This window comes from Vibrio sp. Vb0888, assembly GCF_033338835.1.
Lineage (GTDB): Bacteria > Pseudomonadota > Gammaproteobacteria > Enterobacterales > Vibrionaceae > Vibrio > Vibrio alginolyticus.
The window spans coordinates 229059-247461 of record NZ_JAWOTL010000003.1; the positions used below are offsets into that span (position 1 = coordinate 229059).

An 18403-nucleotide genomic window follows, 5' to 3' on the forward strand; every position below is an offset into this window, starting at 1 on the left:
ATTAAGGATTGTAAACAGGGACTCGTTATGAACGATTTTAAAGACTTGGCCAGTTTTGCTGGTTTCAGCGTACTGACAGGTTTGAGCTTTGTCACCACTTTCTTCAGCCTTGCTTTTCTATACAGCTCAATAGAGGCACAGCAAGTAATGAACACCAATGCTTTGGCATGTGCAGTGCTTGGTGTTGTTGGTTTATTTGTTGGTATTACTCAGTTAAACAAAAAGCGTCAGCTAGCAGAAAACTAATCTGTTCTTACACATCATGAGGATGAAGTAGTGTTTAACAGGGGTTTAGGCTTGGTCTATTCGTTTTGTTGACATACTTCATCCAACAATATTTTTTCAACCATTACTTCTTCTCTTTATTGTAGCGAAAGGGCTGCGTTAAAAGCTTATCTAATCTTTGCTCTTCTTCGTCTCTAATTTCCGGCACACCAATAACAACATCATCATGACCCAACTTAGGCTGAGCTCGGTATGTCCCAAAAAAGCGGTCCCAAACTGAAAGGAAAAAACCAAAGTTTGAGTGGGTCTCTTTTACTATCACTGAATGGTGCACGCGATGCATGTCTGGTGTAACGATGACGTTTCGCAGTTTTTGGTCTATGGATAAAGCCAGTTTTGCATTACTGTGATTAAACATCGCGCTCGCATTAAGCACAATTTCAAATACCACAATTCCGATAGGTGAAACACCTAAGATAAGCACGGCTGCAATTTTTACTCCCATTGAAATGATTATTTCGAAGGGATGAAAGCGTGCGCCTGTAGTGACGTCTATGTCGAGATCGGCGTGATGCATTCGGTGAATCTTCCACAGCGGCTTTACATGATGAAAGACAACATGCTGAGCGTAAATGACGAAATCAAGCAAAATGACGGTTAGAAAAATATTTAACCAAGCGGGGAGGGACAGAATATTGAGCAGCCCCCACTGTTGCTCCTGAGCTATGACCGCAGCTTGAAAGGCGGCGATAGGCATGATTAAAGCAATAACTAGGCTGTTAAAAGCGACCAATGACAAGTTATTGACCCAGCGAAACCTGCGCGAAGCGGTCAGTGTTTTTCTAGGCAATTTGTTTTCCCAAATGGCACAAAGCAATAATACGCCAAGGAAAAAGCCTAATCTGAGCCATGAGGGTTCTTGAAATGTCGTTTCTGTCACTGTCATTCCCTTATTTATTTCTTTATCTATGACCGAGATAAGAGTGAAATTATTTCAACACACTGCTGATGGGCTTATCTTGAGGCGAAACCATAATATCAGTAGAATCGCGCTCTACTTTTTACTTGGCATTACTTACCATGAGAATTCACGCTTTCCACCGTTTATATCAGTACCGACAATCTATCTCAACCAAGCCTTTCAACGCGCGTGGATGTAAAGTGGTTCGTTGCCAATATTGCCAGGTTTCTGAGCAACACTGTTTGTGCGACCTTCAGCCAAACATCAAGGCCAATATTGCATGTATGTTGATTGTTTCTGAAAACGAAGTGTTTAAGCCAAGTAATACCGGTCGTCTAATCGCTGATACGATTCAAGAGACTTACGTGTATCAATGGAACCGAACAGAACCGTCTGAAGAGATGCTAGCGCTACTACAGGATGACAGTTACCAACCGGTGATTGTATTTCCTGCAGACTATGTGGATGATCCCTCTCGTTTAATTGAAGATCTAGAGCCAGGGCGATTGGTAAAAGAAGATGTCGAGAACAAAAAATGGTTGCTGATCTTTATTGATGGTAGCTGGCGTGAGGCGCGAAAGATATTCCGTCGTTCTGATTTTCTTAAATCTTTGCCTGTGCTTTCCATTGAGCCGGAATCTCTGTCTGAATACATCATGCGCCGCTCCGAGAATGATCAGCATCTTTCAACCGCCGAAGTCGCGACATTAGTTTTAAAACAAGCTGGTGAGCCTAAAGCTGCGGAATGCCTTCAATTGTGGTTTGAAGCCTTCAGAGAAACTTACATGCTGAGCAAGACTCGAGTCAAAAGCGACCCTAACCAGCCACACTTGAAACGTTTCAAAGAGTGGATGAAAACCGAGAGCTGACTCTAAGGAATGAGCTTTTGTTGATGGTATGTTGTTCAACTGGCTTCGGTGAGGGGATAAATCTGCATTCGGTCACGGTTTGCAGGCGTACAGATATGGATAATGCCATCAGTTTATACTTTTGACTCTAGCCATTTTTGAGAGTCGTTTGAAGCATTTTTTAGGAGAGAAATACATGTATTACGGCTTTGATGTCGGTGGCACTAAAATTGAATTTGGTGCATTTAACGAGAAGCTTGAGCGTGTAGCGACGGAACGTGTACCTACACCAACAGACAACTACGAGCTGCTGGTTGATACCATTGCGGAATTGGTGAATAAATACGATACAGAGTTTGGCTGCGAAGGTACGATTGGTCTTGGCCTACCAGGTATGGAAGACGCCGATGATGCAACGGTACTAACAGTTAACGTTCCTGCGGCAAAAGGCAAACCACTTCGTGCTGATCTAGAAGCTAAAATCGGTCGCAGCGTAAAAATTGAAAACGATGCAAACTGTTTCGCGCTTTCTGAAGCCTGGGATGAAGATCTTCAAGATGAACCATCTGTACTAGGTTTGATCCTTGGTACTGGTTTTGGTGGCGGCTTTATCTACGAAGGCAAAGTATTCTCTGGCCGCAACCACGTAGCGGGTGAGGTGGGTCACACACGTCTTCCTATCGACGCATGGTTCCACCTGGGCGAAAACGCACCATTACTTGGCTGTGGCTGTGGCAACAAAGGCTGTTTAGATAGTTACCTATCTGGTCGTGGTTTCGAGCTTCTTTACGCGCATTACTACGGCGAAGAGAAGAAAGCGATCGACATTATTAAAGCGCACGCAGAGGGTGAAGAGAAAGCAGTAGAGCACGTCGAGCGCTTTATGGAGCTGCTAGCGATCTGCTTTGCAAACCTGTTTACTGCAACAGACCCACACACCGTTGTACTTGGTGGCGGCTTATCTAACTTCGAATTGATTTACGAAGAGATGCCAAAACGCATCCCTAAACACTTATTGTCTGTGGCTAAGTGTCCTAAGATCATCAAAGCAAAACACGGTGATTCAGGTGGTGTACGCGGCGCTGCGTTCTTAAACATCAAGTAATGACTTAAACCTTACTCGATACAAAGTAAGAAGAAATTTAAAGCCCCGTTTAGACTTTCAAGGTTAAACGGGGCTTTTACTTATATACCGAAGTAACTTGTATACCCAAGTAACTCATATACCTAAGTAATTTCGGTATGCTCGGGTATGGATCATGAACAAAAGTAGCATGCATAAAAAACTCACGACGAATCGTGAGTTTTCTGTTTGCAGCTAAGCTTATTTGTTCTTTTTGCCTACGCCCAGGTTTTCTTTTTGAGCTAGGGTGATTTTGCTAAAGCCTAATTTTCTGAAGTAGTTGTCGCGGTAGTTTCGCACCGCTTTAGTGTCAGACACTGCTTCGATTTGTTGCTCCATCTTTAGGAACTCAGTGATATCGATACCTTCGGCTTCTGCAACTGCTTCTTGAATGTTGCGGTGCTGCTGGTATGAGAACGTCAGTTCTTTGTCTTGGTCTTTGTAAGTGTAAAGAATGGTGCGAGCCATAGCTGTCTCTCTGAAAAGGTTTCTGTATTAAACAAAAAGGCCAGACTCGCTGACCTTTGAATTTCTAGTTTGAGCTAGATTCTGCCTTGAAGTGGGATAATTGTCACGCTTTCTCCCGCTTTTACTGTATCAATAGCTGGGGAGATTTCGATCAAACAGTTCGCCTCACTCATTGAGCGTAAAATACCAGAGCCTTGCTTGCCTGTTGTACGAACGGTTAAACGGCCAGTTTCATCCAGCTCATAGACGCCACGGCTAAACTCGGTACGACCTTGGCGAGAGCGAAGATTCTCAGTCGCGATGGCATTCACTTTCAGAGGCTTCCAGCCTTGTTCGCCTTGCATCTTACGCAGTGCAGGCTCAACAAAGTTGATGAATGAAACCATCACTGCCACAGGGTTGCCCGGCAGACCAAAGAACGGCTTGTTGTTGATTTGACCAAACGCTAATGGACGTCCCGGACGCATGTTGATTCGCCAAAAATCTATTTGACCAAGTTTATCCAAGGCAAGTTTGATGTAATCCGCATCACCAACAGATACGCCACCAGAAGTCATAACCACGTCCGCTTGCGCCGATGCGTTTTCCAACGCTTCAATCATTAACTTTTCGTTGTCTTCCAGAATACCGAAGTCCAAGATCTCGCAGCCGAGCTTTTCAAGCATGCCCATGATGGTAAAACGGTTGGAATCGTAGATAGAATTCGCTTTTTGCTCTGTTCCCGGCGCTTGTACTTCGTCACCGGTGGAGAACACGGCAACTTTCACTTTGCGGAACACATTCGCTTCACCAAAACCAAGCGAAGCGATCATGCCCATTTCTGGAGAGGCTAGGCGAGTGCCTGCGGTAAAGACGTCACTGCCGATAGCGAGATCTTCACCTGCTTGACGAACGTTTTGGCCTGCTTTGATATTCGCACCGTTAAAGGTGACCTTGTCACCTTCTTGAGAGGCTTGCTCACGCATGACCACTGTGTCGCCGTTACGTGGTGTTGGTGCGCCAGTCATGATCTTCACCGCTTGACCAACGTCCAGAGGTTGATCGTAAGCATGGCCCGCCATCACTTCAACAACCACTTGGTAGCTATCACGGTCAACATCATCACTGCGGATGGCATAACCGTCCATCGCGGAGTTGGTGTATTGCGGCACATTTACTGGTGAAACGATATGTTCCGCAAGAACGCGGCCATAGGCGTTTTCAATCTTGCATGCTTCTATTTCCGAAACCGTGTTCACCAAAGAAAGGATTTTCTCTTGGCCTTGAACCACAGAAAGGAAAGCAGGAGAAAGTGTGTCGCAACATGCGGCTTCTTTCTCTTTGTTTTTTGGTGCTTTCGCTTCTTGAACATACTGAATAACGAACTGAGCAATCGCTTCAAGATCATTGATGTTCATTTGTGGCAGTTCAGAGTCCAACTCGCCGCCGTCTGAAGCGATAGCGATGATGTTTTCATCGTTTGGATAAAGCCAAGGCTTGCCGACTTCTTCACGGTGCAATTCGATTTTAGGAAACGCGATGTTTTTGCAGCCTTCGACCAAAACCACATCAAGCATGTCTTCATCAAAACGTGTTAATAGGAATTCAAACTCCGCTTCGGCTTCTGGCGTTTCTGTCATTAACGCAAAACGGTTGCGAGAAGCAATCAGCATTTGAGATGCGCCAGCTTTGCGTAAACGGTAGCTGTCTTTACCCGGCTTATCGACATCGAAGTTGTGGTGCGCATGTTTTAGCATGCCAATGCGTAAACCTGCTTCGGTCAGCTTTGGCAATAGGGCTTCAAGTAGCGTGGTTTTGCCTGTGCCTGAATAAGCTGCAAAACCAAGAATAGGAATGTTTAGCGTGTGTTTCATGATTCTAATTGTCCAAATTGCGCCAGTTCTTCCGGAGTGTTCAAGTTGACGAAACAGTTTGGTGAGTCGCTAAAGTCAACGTAACTGGTATTGCACTCTTTGTAGAGTAGAATGATTTTGCGGTCGCCACGTTCTAAAAATGCGGTGAGTTTTGGCAGTACGCGCTTGTGGTAGAGCGTAAAAACAGGTTGCTGATGGTCACCATCATGCGCGACCAAAATATCGCTGTCTTCTTTGACGAACTGGCAGAAACGCTCGACAAGGTCGGTGTTGATTTGTGGGCTATCGCAAGGTACAAATCCGACCCAGTCAGTTTCAGCATGCATCAAACCCGCGTGAATACCGCCCATAGGCCCAGGGAAATCTTTGAATTGATCACTAAATACGAAACCAAATTTGCTGTACGCATCTTGGTTTCGGTTGGCATTAATTAAAATGCGTGGAGTTTGTGGAGATAAACGCTCAATAACGTGTTCGATGAGTGGCTTCTGATTTAACTCAATCAGACCTTTATCTTTTCCACCCATACGGCTGGCTTGGCCACCAGCCAAAATGACCCAACTAGTTTGTGTTGGTTGAAGCATATGCATTCTCTTGGGATGTTTCTTTTGGTATGACATACAACAGAGGAGACTCTATCAAAGTCTTGTCTTTAATCCACCACTGTTTTTTACATAAGTCGGTCAGTGCGTTGGCCTGATGGCTTGTCACCACGATACTGGAACCACGATCCAAAAGATCTTTCGCCATCATTACCAATCGTTCAATGGATTCTTGGTCTAAAGACGCACTTGGCTCATCCATCAATAAAATCGACGGTTTTAAAATCCAAGCCCTTGCCATGGCAACGCGCTGTTTTTCACCGCCGGACAACACGGAAATATGTTCGTCCGCTAAGGTTTCTAAACCTACCATGCGCAGCGCGTGAATAACTTGAGCTCGCTTATCTTTTTGCGTGTCTTGTTGATATTTCACTCCATAGACTACGTTTTCATATACAGTGCCGTCAAAAAGGTAAGGGGATTGATGGAGATAAATCACATCGACACGACCATTGCGACACGTCAGTCTTTTCAGCCACGTATCTTTTGGCGCAACAACATCGCCAGTAGAGGGTTTGAGCAAGCCAGCAAGGATTTTGAGTAGGGTAGTTTTGCCCACACCATTGTCACCCTTGAGATAAATGGCATCATTTGGGCCGATGGCTAACTCAGGGATGTGGAAAAGCACACGCTCTTTAAAGCGCATGGATAACTGTTCGGCGGTGATTTTTATAGTCATAATTCGCCTCGACATGGGGTTAATGGTGAGTCGTTTGTTTGCTTCATGTTCTATGTTCTGAGGTAGCCTTTGCCTCTCATGCTTGATAAGAAGAAGTTTAGAGCCAACGCTAAAGATAGTAATACAATTCCTAATGCAACTCCTTGCGCAAAAGCACCTTTACTGCTTTCCATTGCGATAGCCGTGGGAATATTTCGCGTCACGCCCATAATGTTCCCACCAACCATCATTGAGCAGCCCACCTCGGTCACGATACGTGAAAACCCTGCAATGATAGCCGCAAGTAGAGGAAAGCGGGTTTCCCAAATCATCGTAGCTGCCAAGCGCGGAATGGAGACGCCCAGCGTGATGGCAGTTTCCACTGCACGACGGTCGCTAGATTGTAATGCACCATGCATCATCGATACCAAAACAGGGAAGCAGATCACCATTTGGCCGAAGATCATTGCCTTCTGAGTGAACAGCATTTGCCAGTCTCCCCAAGGGCCAGCACGCGACAGCAACATGTACAGCAACAGGCCAATCACCACGGTAGGGACCGCTTGCAGCGTATTTACGATCGACAACAAAAACCATTTACCGCGAAAGTCGGTATACGCCAGTACAAAGGACATCAAAATAGCCGGCAATACCACTAGGGATATTGCCTTAATAGAAACACTAAAGGAGACCGCAACGATCTCCCATAGGTCTGCATCAAAATTCACCAGTAAGCGAAGCGCTTCCAGTGTTGTATCAGCAAGATTCATATTGCGTTATTTGCTCTCAGCATTCGCAACAAACAGTTGTTTACCGTTTAGGCGGAAACCATTGATAAGTTCCTGTCCGCGAGGGTTTACCAACCAATCACTGAATGCCTTCGCACCTTGGTAGTTGATCGTTGGGTAACGCTCAGGGTTAACAAGAATAACTTGGTACGGGTTAAACAGTTTTTCATCGCCTTGGAACAGAATTTCTAGATCCAATTTGTTTTGGTAAGCCAGCCATGTGCCGCGGTCCGTCATGGTGTAGCCTTGCATTTCAGACGCCATGTTTAGAGTTGGGCCCATACCTTGACCTACGCTACGGTAGCCACCAAAGTTCGGTTCGATTTTAGTTTGAGCCCAGAAGCCCATTTCTTTTTTGTGCGTACCAGAATCATCGCCGCGAGAGATGAACGTTGCGTTTTTGTTTGCGATCTCTTTGAATACATCTAACACGCCTTCGTCATTTTTGATTGTTGCTGGGTCAGCTTTCGGGCCTACAATCACAAAGTCGTTGTACATTAGCTTGCGAGGTAAAACGCCGTAGCCTTTCTCAACAAATGCGCCTTCAGCTTTTGGTGCATGTGTCATCACCAAATCTACGTCACCGTTTTCGCCCATTTTTAAGGCTTTACCCGTACCTGCAGCAATAACATCGACTTTGTAGCCCGTGTCTTTTTCAAATTGTGGAAGCAGGTAATCAAGTAAACCTGAATGGTAAGTACTGGTTGTGGTTGCAAGGCGAACATGTTCTCCGTCTTGAGCAGAAAACGCAGAGTAACTTACAAGCGTGATAGACGTTGCAGCCAGAGTTAGCGCAATTTTTTTCATTTTTATGTGTTCCTTTCCAATGATTCTTTGGAATCTCTCCAGGTTTTAGGGAGAAGCCTTTTTGGACGAGAGCGATTAGCGTAATACGCAAGTTGTCTTAGGGTGTTGGAATAAGCAAACATCAACATCCTGAGATCACTTAAATGCGCTCCGTATCCACCTTATAGCAAACAAGATGCCAACCTTTTACAAGCTTAAAGTGCTTGGTTTATGCACTAAATCATGGGGTTATTTGCATAAAAGTTTGCGTTGGTACAAAATGTCGCACTTTTTGTAGGGTATCTCTGTTTAAACTTGGTACACTCTGTCCCATCGAAATCCATCTGGGGTAAATATGTCTACTCAATCCCATCTTAGTACAAACCAACAATATAGCGCCTTTTCCGTACTGGTCGTCGATGATGAATTAGGCATGCAAGCCATCTTGAAAAAGGCATTGGGTAAGCTTTTTTCACATGTCGATACAGCTGGTAGCATCGAAGAAGCAGAACTACTGCGTAATTCTCGACATTATGATCTGATCTTACTGGATATTAATCTGCCAGGGCGTTCTGGAATTGAGTGGGAAGAAGCGTTTGAAGATGATGACAAACGTGCCGATGTGATTTTTATGACGGGTTATGCGGATTTAGAAATTGCCATTCGAGCGCTACAGCTCGGTGCTTCCGACTTTATCCTCAAACCATTCAACCTTGAGCAGATGTTAAAAGCGGTCAGTCGCTGTATGGATCGCCGTTTGAACGAACGCATGCAGTACGCCATGACACGCGATTACCAACGTCACAATACCTCAGAGATCATCGGCGGCTCAGAAAAAACGCGTCTGCTTAAGCAACTTATTAACCAATTTGCACCATCACGCGCTTCTGTTTTGGTGGAAGGTGAGTCGGGTACGGGTAAAGAACTAGTTGCACGAGGTATCCACCAGGCGAGTGGGAGAACGGGCCCGTTTGTGCCAATCAACTGCGGTGCGATTGCACCAGAGCTTTTAGAAAGTGAGTTGTTTGGTCATACATCGGGCGCGTTTACCGGTGCAAAAAAATCGCGTGAAGGTTTGTTCCGTGTTGCTAACGGTGGCACCTTATTTCTTGACGAAATCGGGGAGATGCCACTTGCAATGCAGGCATCATTATTACGTGTGTTAGAGCAGCGTACGATTCGCCCTGTCGGTTCAGAAAGAGAGATCAGTATTGATGTCCGTATCGTAGCGGCAACCAACCGAAACCTGCAAGAAGAGGTCAATCAAGGTAATTTCCGCAGTGACCTCTATTACCGTTTAAACGTTCTGAAAATTGAAGTGTGTCCGCTGCGAGAGCGCAAAACCGACTTATTTGAGTTGGTGCCATTTTTCAGCAACATGCTGACGCGCGAGCTAGGTATGCCCGCGCCCAAATGGGCGCACGAGGACATGGAAGCCATGAGTGAGTACGATTGGCCGGGAAACATTCGTGAGCTGAAAAACTTGATTGAGCGTTGTATCTTGCTTGGCAAACCACCTGCACACTATTGGCGAGAGCTGAATGGCGGGCATTCACTGCCTAATGTATCGATTACTGTTTCTCACTCAGCTGAGTTACCAACCTTTAAAGAAGGCAAAGAATTTACTGGCGAGGGCTATCCAAACAGCTGGACGTTAAAAGAAGTCGAGAAAGCACATATTAAACAAGTCGTTAACTTGCACGAAGGCAACAAATCAGCCGCTGCTCGCGACTTGGGCGTAGCTCGCAAGACCTTAGAACGTAAATACAAAGAATGGGATTCTGAGGATGAGGAATATGCCGACTAACGGCCCACAGCACAAAGGATTGTCAAAATGGACGCACCGTTTTAAAACCATGGTGCGTTATCGTTTGTTATTCTTAACCTCTGCGCCGATTTTCCTCACGTTGTTAGCTCTGATCGGCATTACCATTTATTGGTCTATTCATTACACGTGGCAAAATGCGCTGCTTGATGTCTCGGAGCGTCTTGGTGTTGCAAATAACAGCGTAACGTTGTTACAGCAAAAGCAAGCCAATTACGTGCGGGCGTTTGCCGATTCGTACGATTTCCGTATTCGCATTAATCAAGGAACGCCACAAGGTGACCTGCAAAAGTGGGTCACAGAGCAGAAGAAAAGATATGCTTTAGATTTTCTCTCTTTCCAACGCGTTAATTCCATGGAAAACAAATTCCGCTTTATGGATCTCACCAAGCGCGAATCGTTTTTTGATGTACTCAATAAAGAAGAACTCGAACGCCTCGATCCTGAACTCGCCAAACGAGCAGAAGTGCCTATTCTTGCTGATGGTGACAGGGAGGCGCGTGGGTTAGTCAGTCGAACCGTGATTCCGGTATACAGCCAAGCGAACGATTTGATCGGCTTTCTTGATGGTGGTTTGCTCCTTAACAACAGTACAGTGTTGGTGGATCAAATCCGCGATCTCATTTACTTAAGTGATAATGACCGCCTTCGCCCTGTGGGTACGTTGACTGTGTTTCTCGATGATTTGCGTGTGAGCACCAACGTTCCTCTAGACAGCGATCATAGGCTAGGGCGCGCCATAGGCACTCGCGTGAGTGCAGAAGTGTATAACCAAGTACTTTCGAAGGGTGAACAGTGGGTTGATCGCGCTTATGTGTATGACGCTTGGTATATTACGGCGTATCAACCAATCAAAGACCAATACGACAATGTTATTGGTATGCTTTATACCGGTTACCTCATGTGGCCATTCGTTAAAGCCTACATGACGAACATTGCCGAAATCAGCTTGATTACGGTTATGTTATTGCTGGTTTCCGGCGTGATGGTATATCGCGGTTCTTATGATCTGTTTCGACCGATCGAACGCATTCATAAAGTGGTGAAGCAGGTCCAACAAGGTAAAGAAAAACGGATTGGCCCGTTAGGATTAGATGCCGATCATGAACTTGCGCAGTTAGCCAGACAGTTTGATGATATGTTAGACGCGCTAGAAGAGCGCAAAATTGAACTGAAAAACTCCGCAGCTCAACTTGAATGCAAAGTTCAAGAGCGTACGGCAAGCCTGAGAGAAAAAACCCAAGATCTTGAACTGCATATTCAATTGCTCAACCAAACCCGCGACAAACTCGTTGTTCATGAAAAACTGGCAGCGCTGGGAGAGCTCACCGCGGGGATTGCTCACGAAATTAATAACCCAACCGCCGTGATTCTTGGCAACGTAGAATTGATCCATTTTGAATTGGGTGACGATGCAAGTCGAGTACAAGAAGAAATTGATGCGATTCACGCGCAAATTGATCGTATCCGCAATATCACACGCAGTTTATTGCAATACAGTCGCCAAGGCGGTGTTCAAGATGAAATCACTTGGCAACATGTCAATCCTATCATTGATGAAAGCATCACCTTGGTTAAAACTGGCACCAAGAAACGCGACGTTGAATTTGTGACTGACCTACAAGCGCATACGTCCGTTGAGATAAACCGTCACCACTTGCTACAAATCTTAGTTAATTTGCAAATGAACGCCATTCACGCAATGAGCGGTAAAGGAACTTTAACAGTAGTCAGTGAAGACTGGATTGAAGAGGGCGAAGTGAAAGGAGCCGCGATTCATGTTATCGATGAGGGCTGCGGTATTAAACCAGAAAACTTGAGTCGAATCTTCTCGCCATTTTACACAACGAAACGAGAAGGCACAGGGTTAGGGCTATCGGTCTCTCAAAGTATTCTCAGCCAAACGGGTGGTGAGTTAAAAGCAGAGTCTGAATGGGGAAAAGGCAGTAAATTCAGTATTTATTTACCTAAAAAAGCCGAACTGATCCTAGAGGTGACGAACATCGCATAGTCACTTTTTTGAAGTATTAATGGAAAAGAGCCACTGACGATAGTGGCTCTTTTTTGTATTTAATGACGCATTTATGTTTGCGCTTTTGCTTCTTAGAAACCTTACAATTATTTCACTTGGAGTGAATTAATAAAAACAACACTTGCAGTATGTAGCATGAACAAGTACCGTTGCCCGGTTTTTCTAAATACACCCCAATTGCTAAGGTAAAGGTTTTGATCTCCACAGCGAATATTACTCAACAATTCGGCGCTAAGCCGCTATTCGAAAACATTTCAGTTAAGTTCGGCGAAGGCAATCGCTACGGCTTAATTGGAGCTAACGGTTGTGGTAAATCAACCTTTATGAAGATCCTCAGCGGCGAGCTTGAGCAAACCAGTGGTAACGTAAGCTACGATCCAAACGAGCGCGTTGCAAAACTGAACCAGGACCAGTTCGCTTACGAAGAATTTACGGTAATCGATACCGTCATCATGGGTCATAAAGAGCTATGGGAAGTGAAGAAAGAGCGTGACCGTATCTACTCACTTGCTGAGATGAGCGAAGAAGACGGCATGAAAGTGGCTGACTTAGAAGTTCAGTTTGCTGAAATGGACGGCTACATGGCAGAAGCCAAAGCGGGCGAGCTTCTTCTTGCTGTAGGTATCCCAATGGAGCAACACTTCGGTCTAATGAGTGAAGTAGCACCAGGCTGGAAACTTCGTGTGCTTCTAGCGCAGGTTCTATTCGCAGACCCAGATGTGATGCTTCTTGACGAACCTACCAACAACTTGGACATGGACACAATTCGTTGGTTGGAAGATACGCTAAACGCGCGTAACTGCACAATGATCATCATTTCGCACGACCGTCACTTCCTAAACTCAGTATGTACACACATGGCTGACTTGGACTACGGTGAACTACGCGTTTACCCTGGTAACTACGACGAGTACATGACGGCGGCTTCTCAAGCTCGCGAACGTCTACTAAACGACAACGCGAAGAAGAAAGCACAAATCGCTGAGCTACAAACGTTCGTTGCTCGTTTCTCTGCAAACGCATCGAAAGCAAAACAAGCGACATCTCGTGCTAAGCAAATCGACAAGATCAAACTGGATGAAGTTAAAGCGTCTAGCCGTCAAAACCCATTCATTCGTTTCGAACAGTCGAAAGAGCTGTTCCGTAACGCTCTGATTGTTGAAAACCTAAGCCAAGGATTCGAAGAGGACTTGTTCTCAGACTTCAATGCAATTTTTGAAGTGGGTGAGCGCGTTGCGATCATCGGTGAGAACGGTGTGGGTAAAACAACACTTCTAAACACGCTTGCTGGTGTGCTTGAACCGCGTGCGGGTGAGTACAAATGGTCTGAAAACTCAAACATCGGTTACTACGCGCAAGACCACGCGCATGACTTTGCAGAAGACATGAACCTAACGGATTGGATGGGTCAATGGCGTCAAGAAGGTGATGACGAGCAAGTCGTTCGTGGTTTCCTTGGTCGTATGCTGTTTGGTCAAGACGACATTAAAAAGTCAGTAAAAGTACTGTCTGGTGGTGAGCAAGGTCGTATGCTGCTTGGTAAGCTAATGATGCACAAGCCAAACATGCTGCTAATGGACGAACCTACTAACCACATGGATATGGAATCGATTGAATCTTTGAACACCGCGCTTGAGCAATACAAAGGCACGTTGTTCTTCGTCTCTCACGACCGTGTATTCGTAGACTCACTAGCAACGCGTATTATCGAAATCCGCGATGGTAAAATCACAGACTTTAAAGGCACTTACTCTGAGTTCCTAAAATCTCGTGGTGTTGACGCGTAATTACTCGCAAAGCGTTTAAAAAGCAAAAGCCTCGCTATTTAGCGAGGCTTTTTTGATATTTGGCCTTAATCCTTAAACTGACCTGTTATATACGCATAGAGCCCGACCACGCCAAAGGTAATAATCATAGAAAGCATGATACCGCTGGGCGTAAGCAGAAAATTCCACAATTGGTCATTATTCATAGTCCACATCCTCTGTGAATCCGCATTATTGGTTTTAGTTTACACTGAAAAGGTGTTATTGGTTGCCTTTTACATCAAATTCAACCTTGTCGGCTCCTGTAAAGACTTGGAAGCGCAAACCTTTCGCACGCGCAATGGTCGTAATACCAAATTGCTTCGCTAGATCTAACCCCATTTGAGTAACGCCAGAGCGAGAAAGCAGAACAGGAATGCTCATTTGAGCCACTTTAATCACCATCTCTGATGTAAGGCGACCAGTTGTGTAGAAAATTTTATCTTCACCTGTTTCTTCTTTGAGCCACATCTCACCTGCAAGTGTATCCACTGCGTTGTGACGGCCGACATCTTCCACAAATGACAACACTTCATTACCTTTGCAAACCGCACAGCCGTGTACTGCGCCCGCTTTTTTGTAGGTGTCGTTGTAATGAGTTAACGCTTCCAGCGCAGAATAAATTTCTGACTGCTTAAGAGAAACTTGAGGCACTTGATAATTTTCAAGCTGCTTCATCACGTTGCCATACATAGTGCCTTGGCCACAACCTGAGGTGACGGTTTTCTTTTTCAGGGCGCCTTCTAAGTGTTCAGTGTTTTCTTTAGTAATCACCGCTGCGGAATGCGTTTCCCAGTCAATAATAACGGATTCAATCGCGGCTGGATCGGACAGGAAGCTTTGGTTTTTTAAATAACCCAGTACTAGTGCTTCTGGACGCGAACCTAGCGTCATGAGCGTGACCACTTCTTTCCAGTTCAGCATGACCGTAAGAGGACGCTCGCAAGCGATTTGCTTCGTGAGCTTTTCGCCGTACTCGTCGTACACATCGACTTCAATGGTTTGCAGGGGATTTTCACTGGTTTTAATAATATTTGGTTTCAGCACAGTCGTGTCCTAGTGATTAAGAGCGTTAGGTTGCTACGCATTTTAGCTTTTTAAGTGGCTAGCAAATCTCATTCCAAAATAGCGGTTCCCACAGAAATTGCGAGGTTTTATGTCAACAATGCATTAAAACTGCGAGTTCGCAGTAATGACACATCAATACATTTGAGTTTCGTCTAGTTTGGTACTTATAGCCTGAGGGAGTATATAGACTAAGTTATATCAGCTTGGCGCGTTTATTGCTTCGAAGACAATAAAAATGGTCGAAAACGGGGGCAAAATGTCCTGTGTGTTTTCAGACCAAAAATAGAAAGACTGGGTGAGTTATGTCGGATAAGAAAGATTTCGAAAAAAATTACGAAAAGACTGAGGATACATGGCCAATCGGCGTAGAGCTTGTTGAGCATGAGATCAGTACAGGGATTTGGGTGACAACCCAATGGCAGTTGACAGGATTTGCGCTGAATCCGACGGAAGAGACTCCAGATGTTTGTCTGTTGCAATTACATAAAGACGAGCGTACAGACTACCGTTTTAACTTAAGCTCTCAGCAACCTAAACTCTTTTTAGTGATGGATAACGTCGAGTCTGGTGAAAAACCAGCGATACAGCTACTGACGGCTTCACAATCTGTCGCGGCGCAATATATGGATGGTGATAACCTTGTACTATCTAACGATATGCCGTTAGCCGTTCAGGCTTGGATGGAAGCCTTTATCGGTCGCCACGGTGAGTTGTTAGAAGTAAGACGCAAGAAACGCAAAGGAGCAGGCAGAGCAAATGGCAACTAGTTTTTTAAGCCGTTGGTCGAAACGTAAACTAGAAGAATCTTCCCAACATGCTGAAGAGATCACGCCGATAGCAGAGACGGAGCAATCCGAAGATAATGTCACAGCGCTTTCAAACGCTGACGAAAGCTCTGATGCTTTGAACGTCAATGAGGATAGTCAGGCTCCAGACATTACCGCGACTTTAGAGGTTGAAAAAACCGAAGAAATGTCTGTGGCGCAACTGCTGGTTTCTGAAGCTTCAGAAAGCGTTAAGAAAGCTGCGCTGCGCAAAATGTTCTTGTCCGAAGAATTTAACGTGCGTGACGGCCTAGACGATTACGATGATGATTACAGTAACTTAAAGTCACTTTCTCAAGACGTCGCTGAGACGCTGCGTGATTGGGTTAAAGACAAAGTGGAAGACGAACCAAACGCTGAAACTGCGCAAGGGTCTGAGCTTAACGCTAACGATATCGCATCTGAGGTAGTTGAAGACGCAGAGTCAAACACCGACAAAAATGCCCAAATTACTCAAGATGAAAATGAACTGTATATAAATACAGTGTCTAGTGAAAGTGATACTTTTGCTGAAGAATCACAGCCTAACGAGGTGAGACAAAATATACCACACAAAGAATAGGTACATTTTGACTAAACACTCAATGAGCCGGCTGAGACAAAATGTCTCAACCGGTTTTTTTATCCCTACTATTTGTCAGTAAAATTGATAACCTGTTGATTTTTAGTTGATATTTTATTGGCATGACACTTGCTATTTGTTGCTAAATACCAATCTGGTTGAAGTTAGTACGGACGCACTGCGTAGTATTCATCGCCTATAGACGGTGGAATAAGAATGCTCATTGATAAGTTAATCAGCAGAATCTCCGGCGCTAACTACACTAAGAGATGGAAAAGACTATCCATGTTTATAAATGGAATTGAGCAATGCTGAAACAATTATTAGAACAAGCAACTTCCAATAACGGTAAAGCGAGGCTGTACGCTTTCGAAAATACCGTAGAGTTGACCAATCTTATTCCACCAACCGTAAGCTATGAAAGCGGCGGTAATACTTTGATTGTGGGCCCAACGGCAATCATCGAAAGTGCGGCAGCGCAATTGTCGCAAATGAACAGCCTAACTCTGCTTTCTACCGATGGCGAAAAGGGCACAAATCCCGAGCTTTATTACGCCAATTCGGTTCAGGTTTCAGGGTTCTTAGGTACGTTTGAAGTTCTGATTGAAAATCATGGTTTGACCAACAACCTTGCCAAGGTCGCGATCAATAGCGATTGTTTCGATATCGTACTCGATCTTTGCCTTAACAGCTGCATGTCGGAAGAAGTCCCAGTACCGGGCTACTACCCAGTAGGTCGTGGCTATCCGAAACTGGCTGAAGCGTTGGAAGAGATTCCAACCTTAATGGGGACGTTCGATAAACCGAAATTCTTCCGTTTAGATACCGATTTATGTGCACACAGCTCTCGTGGCGTAAAAGGTTGCGAACGGTGTGTGGATGCTTGTCCGGCAGGGGCACTATCGAGTGAAGGCAGCGACAGAACGGGCCATCGCATCGAGATCAACCCATACCTATGTCAAGGCGTGGGTACTTGTGCTACAGCGTGTCCGACAGAAGCGATTCATTACGCACTGCCAAACCCTGAAGATACGCAAAAGTTTATTGAACGTACGCTCGCCAACTATGAGCAAGCGGGTGGTTTAGATCCTATCGTATTGATTTGTAGTTCTCGCCACGAGAGCTACAACGTGATGGCACTAAAAGCACTGCCAGATAATGTGATTCCAATTGTGGTGGAAGAACTGCCTTCGGTTGGTATTGATACTTGGTTCGCCGCGCTTGTGAATGGTGCTACTCAGGTGCTGTTTGCGGCTTCACGTTTTATGCCTCAAACCATTATTCGTGTGCTTAATAGCGAAGTAGGTATTGCTCAAGAGCTGCTCGGTCAGCTTGGTATCGCCAAAGAAACCATCGACATTCTGTATCTAGAGTCACTACGTGAAGGTGCTCCGACACTTTGTACTGAGTCTTTTGATTTGGCATTAGGTGATTTGCAAGGTAACAAACGTCAGCGTCTATTTACGGCGTTGGATGCGTTGTCCGCATCACGTATTCCAGTTGAGAACATTGTTGAACTTCCAGCGAACGCACCTTACGGCACAGTCTCTTGTGAAAGTAAAGGTTGTACGTTGTGTATGAGCTGTGTGGCGGTGTGTCCAACACGTGCATTGCATACGGACGGTCGATCTCCGTCGCTTAAATTCGTCGAGCAAGACTGCATTCAATGTGGGCTGTGCGAGAAAGCGTGTCCAGAGAAAGTGCTGACGCTTACTCCTCGTATGAACTGGGTGAAAGAAGAACGCCAGAAAGCGGTTGTGATTCATGAAGAAAAGGCAGCCGAGTGCATTCGTTGTCACAAGCCTTTTGCTCCGCAATCGATGATCGACATGCTACAAAACAAGTTACGCGGTCACTCTCATTTCTCTGATGAAGCGGCAATCAATCGTATCGCGATGTGTGAAGACTGCCGTGTGATCGACATGTTTGAGTCGATGGCAGAAGACCCAATGAAACAACTGAAATACTAGGAGCT

Annotated in this window: 17 protein-coding genes; 9 read left to right on the top strand and 8 right to left on the bottom strand. The window is 45.2% G+C overall.

Translation table 11 applies throughout. The annotated features are described in order from the left end of the window. Positions 1-27 precede the first annotated feature (27 nt). Positions 28-246 carry a hypothetical protein gene (locus R7P72_RS07060; protein ID WP_005377610.1) on the top strand — a complete coding sequence of 73 codons (219 nt, stop codon included), beginning with the start codon at positions 28-30 and terminating at the stop codon, positions 244-246. A 103-nt stretch (positions 247-349) separates the two neighbouring features. On the opposite strand, the gene R7P72_RS07065 is transcribed toward R7P72_RS07060, so the two are convergent. Further along, on the bottom strand, positions 350-1165 hold the full coding sequence (locus tag R7P72_RS07065; RefSeq protein WP_031778965.1) for a sterol desaturase family protein: 816 nt from the start codon (positions 1163-1165) through the stop codon (positions 350-352). Positions 1166-1305: 140 nt separating this feature from the next. Here R7P72_RS07065 and R7P72_RS07070 point away from each other — a divergent pair, with 140 nt between their 5' ends. Further along, complete coding sequence (locus tag R7P72_RS07070; protein WP_005389532.1) at positions 1306-2055, top strand: tRNA-uridine aminocarboxypropyltransferase; 750 nt, start codon at positions 1306-1308, stop codon at positions 2053-2055. A 175-nt stretch (positions 2056-2230) separates the two neighbouring features. Then, the gene (gene nagK / locus R7P72_RS07075) at positions 2231-3139 is read left to right on the top strand and encodes an N-acetylglucosamine kinase (RefSeq protein ID WP_005377586.1); all 909 of its coding nucleotides are present in this window, start codon (positions 2231-2233) and stop codon (positions 3137-3139) included. A gap of 219 nt (positions 3140-3358) precedes the next feature. Here nagK and R7P72_RS07080 read toward each other — a convergent pair whose 3' ends face one another. From R7P72_RS07080 to R7P72_RS07105, 6 genes are all read right to left on the bottom strand, one after another. Next, complete coding sequence (locus R7P72_RS07080) at positions 3359-3625, bottom strand: DUF2960 domain-containing protein (RefSeq protein WP_005377584.1); 267 nt, start codon at positions 3623-3625, stop codon at positions 3359-3361. Positions 3626-3699: 74 nt separating this feature from the next. Then, entirely contained in the window at positions 3700-5478 is a 1779-nt protein-coding gene (locus R7P72_RS07085; RefSeq protein WP_005377573.1) for a bifunctional molybdopterin-guanine dinucleotide biosynthesis adaptor protein MobB/molybdopterin molybdotransferase MoeA, read from the bottom strand. Further along, positions 5475-6062 carry a molybdenum cofactor guanylyltransferase MobA gene (gene mobA / locus R7P72_RS07090; RefSeq protein WP_005377572.1) on the bottom strand — a complete coding sequence of 196 codons (588 nt, stop codon included), beginning with the start codon at positions 6060-6062 and terminating at the stop codon, positions 5475-5477. Before mobA ends, R7P72_RS07085 begins: the two co-directional genes overlap by 4 nt. After that, positions 6040-6759 carry an energy-coupling factor ABC transporter ATP-binding protein gene (locus R7P72_RS07095; RefSeq protein WP_005377570.1) on the bottom strand — a complete coding sequence of 240 codons (720 nt, stop codon included), beginning with the start codon at positions 6757-6759 and terminating at the stop codon, positions 6040-6042. Before R7P72_RS07095 ends, mobA begins: the two co-directional genes overlap by 23 nt. A 50-nt stretch (positions 6760-6809) precedes the next feature. Then, positions 6810-7508 carry an ABC transporter permease gene (locus R7P72_RS07100; protein ID WP_005377569.1) on the bottom strand — a complete coding sequence of 233 codons (699 nt, stop codon included), beginning with the start codon at positions 7506-7508 and terminating at the stop codon, positions 6810-6812. A 6-nt stretch (positions 7509-7514) separates the two neighbouring features. Continuing rightward, positions 7515-8333 carry a substrate-binding domain-containing protein gene (locus R7P72_RS07105; RefSeq protein ID WP_005389522.1) on the bottom strand — a complete coding sequence of 273 codons (819 nt, stop codon included), beginning with the start codon at positions 8331-8333 and terminating at the stop codon, positions 7515-7517. A 334-nt stretch (positions 8334-8667) separates the two neighbouring features. Here R7P72_RS07105 and R7P72_RS07110 point away from each other — a divergent pair, with 334 nt between their 5' ends. The 3 genes from R7P72_RS07110 to R7P72_RS07120 all read left to right on the top strand — a co-directional run bounded on the left by R7P72_RS07110 (position 8668) and on the right by R7P72_RS07120 (position 13956). Further along, entirely contained in the window at positions 8668-10119 is a 1452-nt protein-coding gene (locus R7P72_RS07110) for a sigma-54-dependent transcriptional regulator (protein WP_031778964.1), read from the top strand. Further along, complete coding sequence (locus R7P72_RS07115; RefSeq protein ID WP_005377562.1) at positions 10109-12148, top strand: cache domain-containing protein; 2040 nt, start codon at positions 10109-10111, stop codon at positions 12146-12148. Before R7P72_RS07110 ends, R7P72_RS07115 begins: the two co-directional genes overlap by 11 nt. 215 nt (positions 12149-12363) lie before the next feature. Next, positions 12364-13956, top strand: a complete 1593-nt coding sequence (locus R7P72_RS07120; protein ID WP_017634911.1) for an ABC-F family ATPase — start codon at positions 12364-12366, stop codon at positions 13954-13956. Positions 13957-14196: 240 nt separating this feature from the next. On the opposite strand, the gene R7P72_RS07125 is transcribed toward R7P72_RS07120, so the two are convergent. Next, positions 14197-15021 carry a formate dehydrogenase accessory sulfurtransferase FdhD gene (locus tag R7P72_RS07125; protein WP_054730068.1) on the bottom strand — a complete coding sequence of 275 codons (825 nt, stop codon included), beginning with the start codon at positions 15019-15021 and terminating at the stop codon, positions 14197-14199. Between the two features lie 323 nt (positions 15022-15344). Between R7P72_RS07125 and R7P72_RS07130 the strand changes: the two genes are divergently transcribed. The 3 genes from R7P72_RS07130 (at position 15345) to R7P72_RS07140 (ending at position 18398) form a co-directional block, all read left to right on the top strand. After that, entirely contained in the window at positions 15345-15809 is a 465-nt protein-coding gene (locus tag R7P72_RS07130) for a DUF3305 domain-containing protein (protein WP_005389514.1), read from the top strand. After that, positions 15799-16428, top strand: a complete 630-nt coding sequence (locus R7P72_RS07135) for a DUF3306 domain-containing protein (RefSeq protein WP_054730070.1) — start codon at positions 15799-15801, stop codon at positions 16426-16428. The genes R7P72_RS07130 and R7P72_RS07135 overlap by 11 nt, the downstream gene beginning before the upstream one ends. Before the next feature lie 308 nt (positions 16429-16736). Then, the gene (locus R7P72_RS07140) at positions 16737-18398 is read left to right on the top strand and encodes a 4Fe-4S dicluster domain-containing protein (RefSeq protein WP_170893784.1); all 1662 of its coding nucleotides are present in this window, start codon (positions 16737-16739) and stop codon (positions 18396-18398) included. The last annotated feature ends 5 nt before the right edge of the window (positions 18399-18403 follow it).

Coding starts and splice junctions, on each gene's coding strand:
- R7P72_RS07060 (WP_005377610.1), top strand. CDS start 28: ATGAACGATTTTAAAGACTTGGCCAGTTTTGCTGGTTTCAGCGTACTG.
- R7P72_RS07070 (WP_005389532.1), top strand. CDS start 1,306: ATGAGAATTCACGCTTTCCACCGTTTATATCAGTACCGACAATCTATC.
- nagK (WP_005377586.1), top strand. CDS start 2,231: ATGTATTACGGCTTTGATGTCGGTGGCACTAAAATTGAATTTGGTGCA.
- R7P72_RS07080 (WP_005377584.1), bottom strand. CDS start 3,625: ATGGCTCGCACCATTCTTTACACTTACAAAGACCAAGACAAAGAACTG.
- R7P72_RS07085 (WP_005377573.1), bottom strand. CDS start 5,478: ATGAAACACACGCTAAACATTCCTATTCTTGGTTTTGCAGCTTATTCA.
- mobA (WP_005377572.1), bottom strand. CDS start 6,062: ATGCTTCAACCAACACAAACTAGTTGGGTCATTTTGGCTGGTGGCCAA.
- R7P72_RS07095 (WP_005377570.1), bottom strand. CDS start 6,759: ATGACTATAAAAATCACCGCCGAACAGTTATCCATGCGCTTTAAAGAG.
- R7P72_RS07100 (WP_005377569.1), bottom strand. CDS start 7,508: ATGAATCTTGCTGATACAACACTGGAAGCGCTTCGCTTACTGGTGAAT.
- R7P72_RS07105 (WP_005389522.1), bottom strand. CDS start 8,333: ATGAAAAAAATTGCGCTAACTCTGGCTGCAACGTCTATCACGCTTGTA.
- R7P72_RS07110 (WP_031778964.1), top strand. CDS start 8,668: ATGTCTACTCAATCCCATCTTAGTACAAACCAACAATATAGCGCCTTT.
- R7P72_RS07115 (WP_005377562.1), top strand. CDS start 10,109: ATGCCGACTAACGGCCCACAGCACAAAGGATTGTCAAAATGGACGCAC.
- R7P72_RS07130 (WP_005389514.1), top strand. CDS start 15,345: ATGTCGGATAAGAAAGATTTCGAAAAAAATTACGAAAAGACTGAGGAT.
- R7P72_RS07135 (WP_054730070.1), top strand. CDS start 15,799: ATGGCAACTAGTTTTTTAAGCCGTTGGTCGAAACGTAAACTAGAAGAA.
- R7P72_RS07140 (WP_170893784.1), top strand. CDS start 16,737: ATGCTGAAACAATTATTAGAACAAGCAACTTCCAATAACGGTAAAGCG.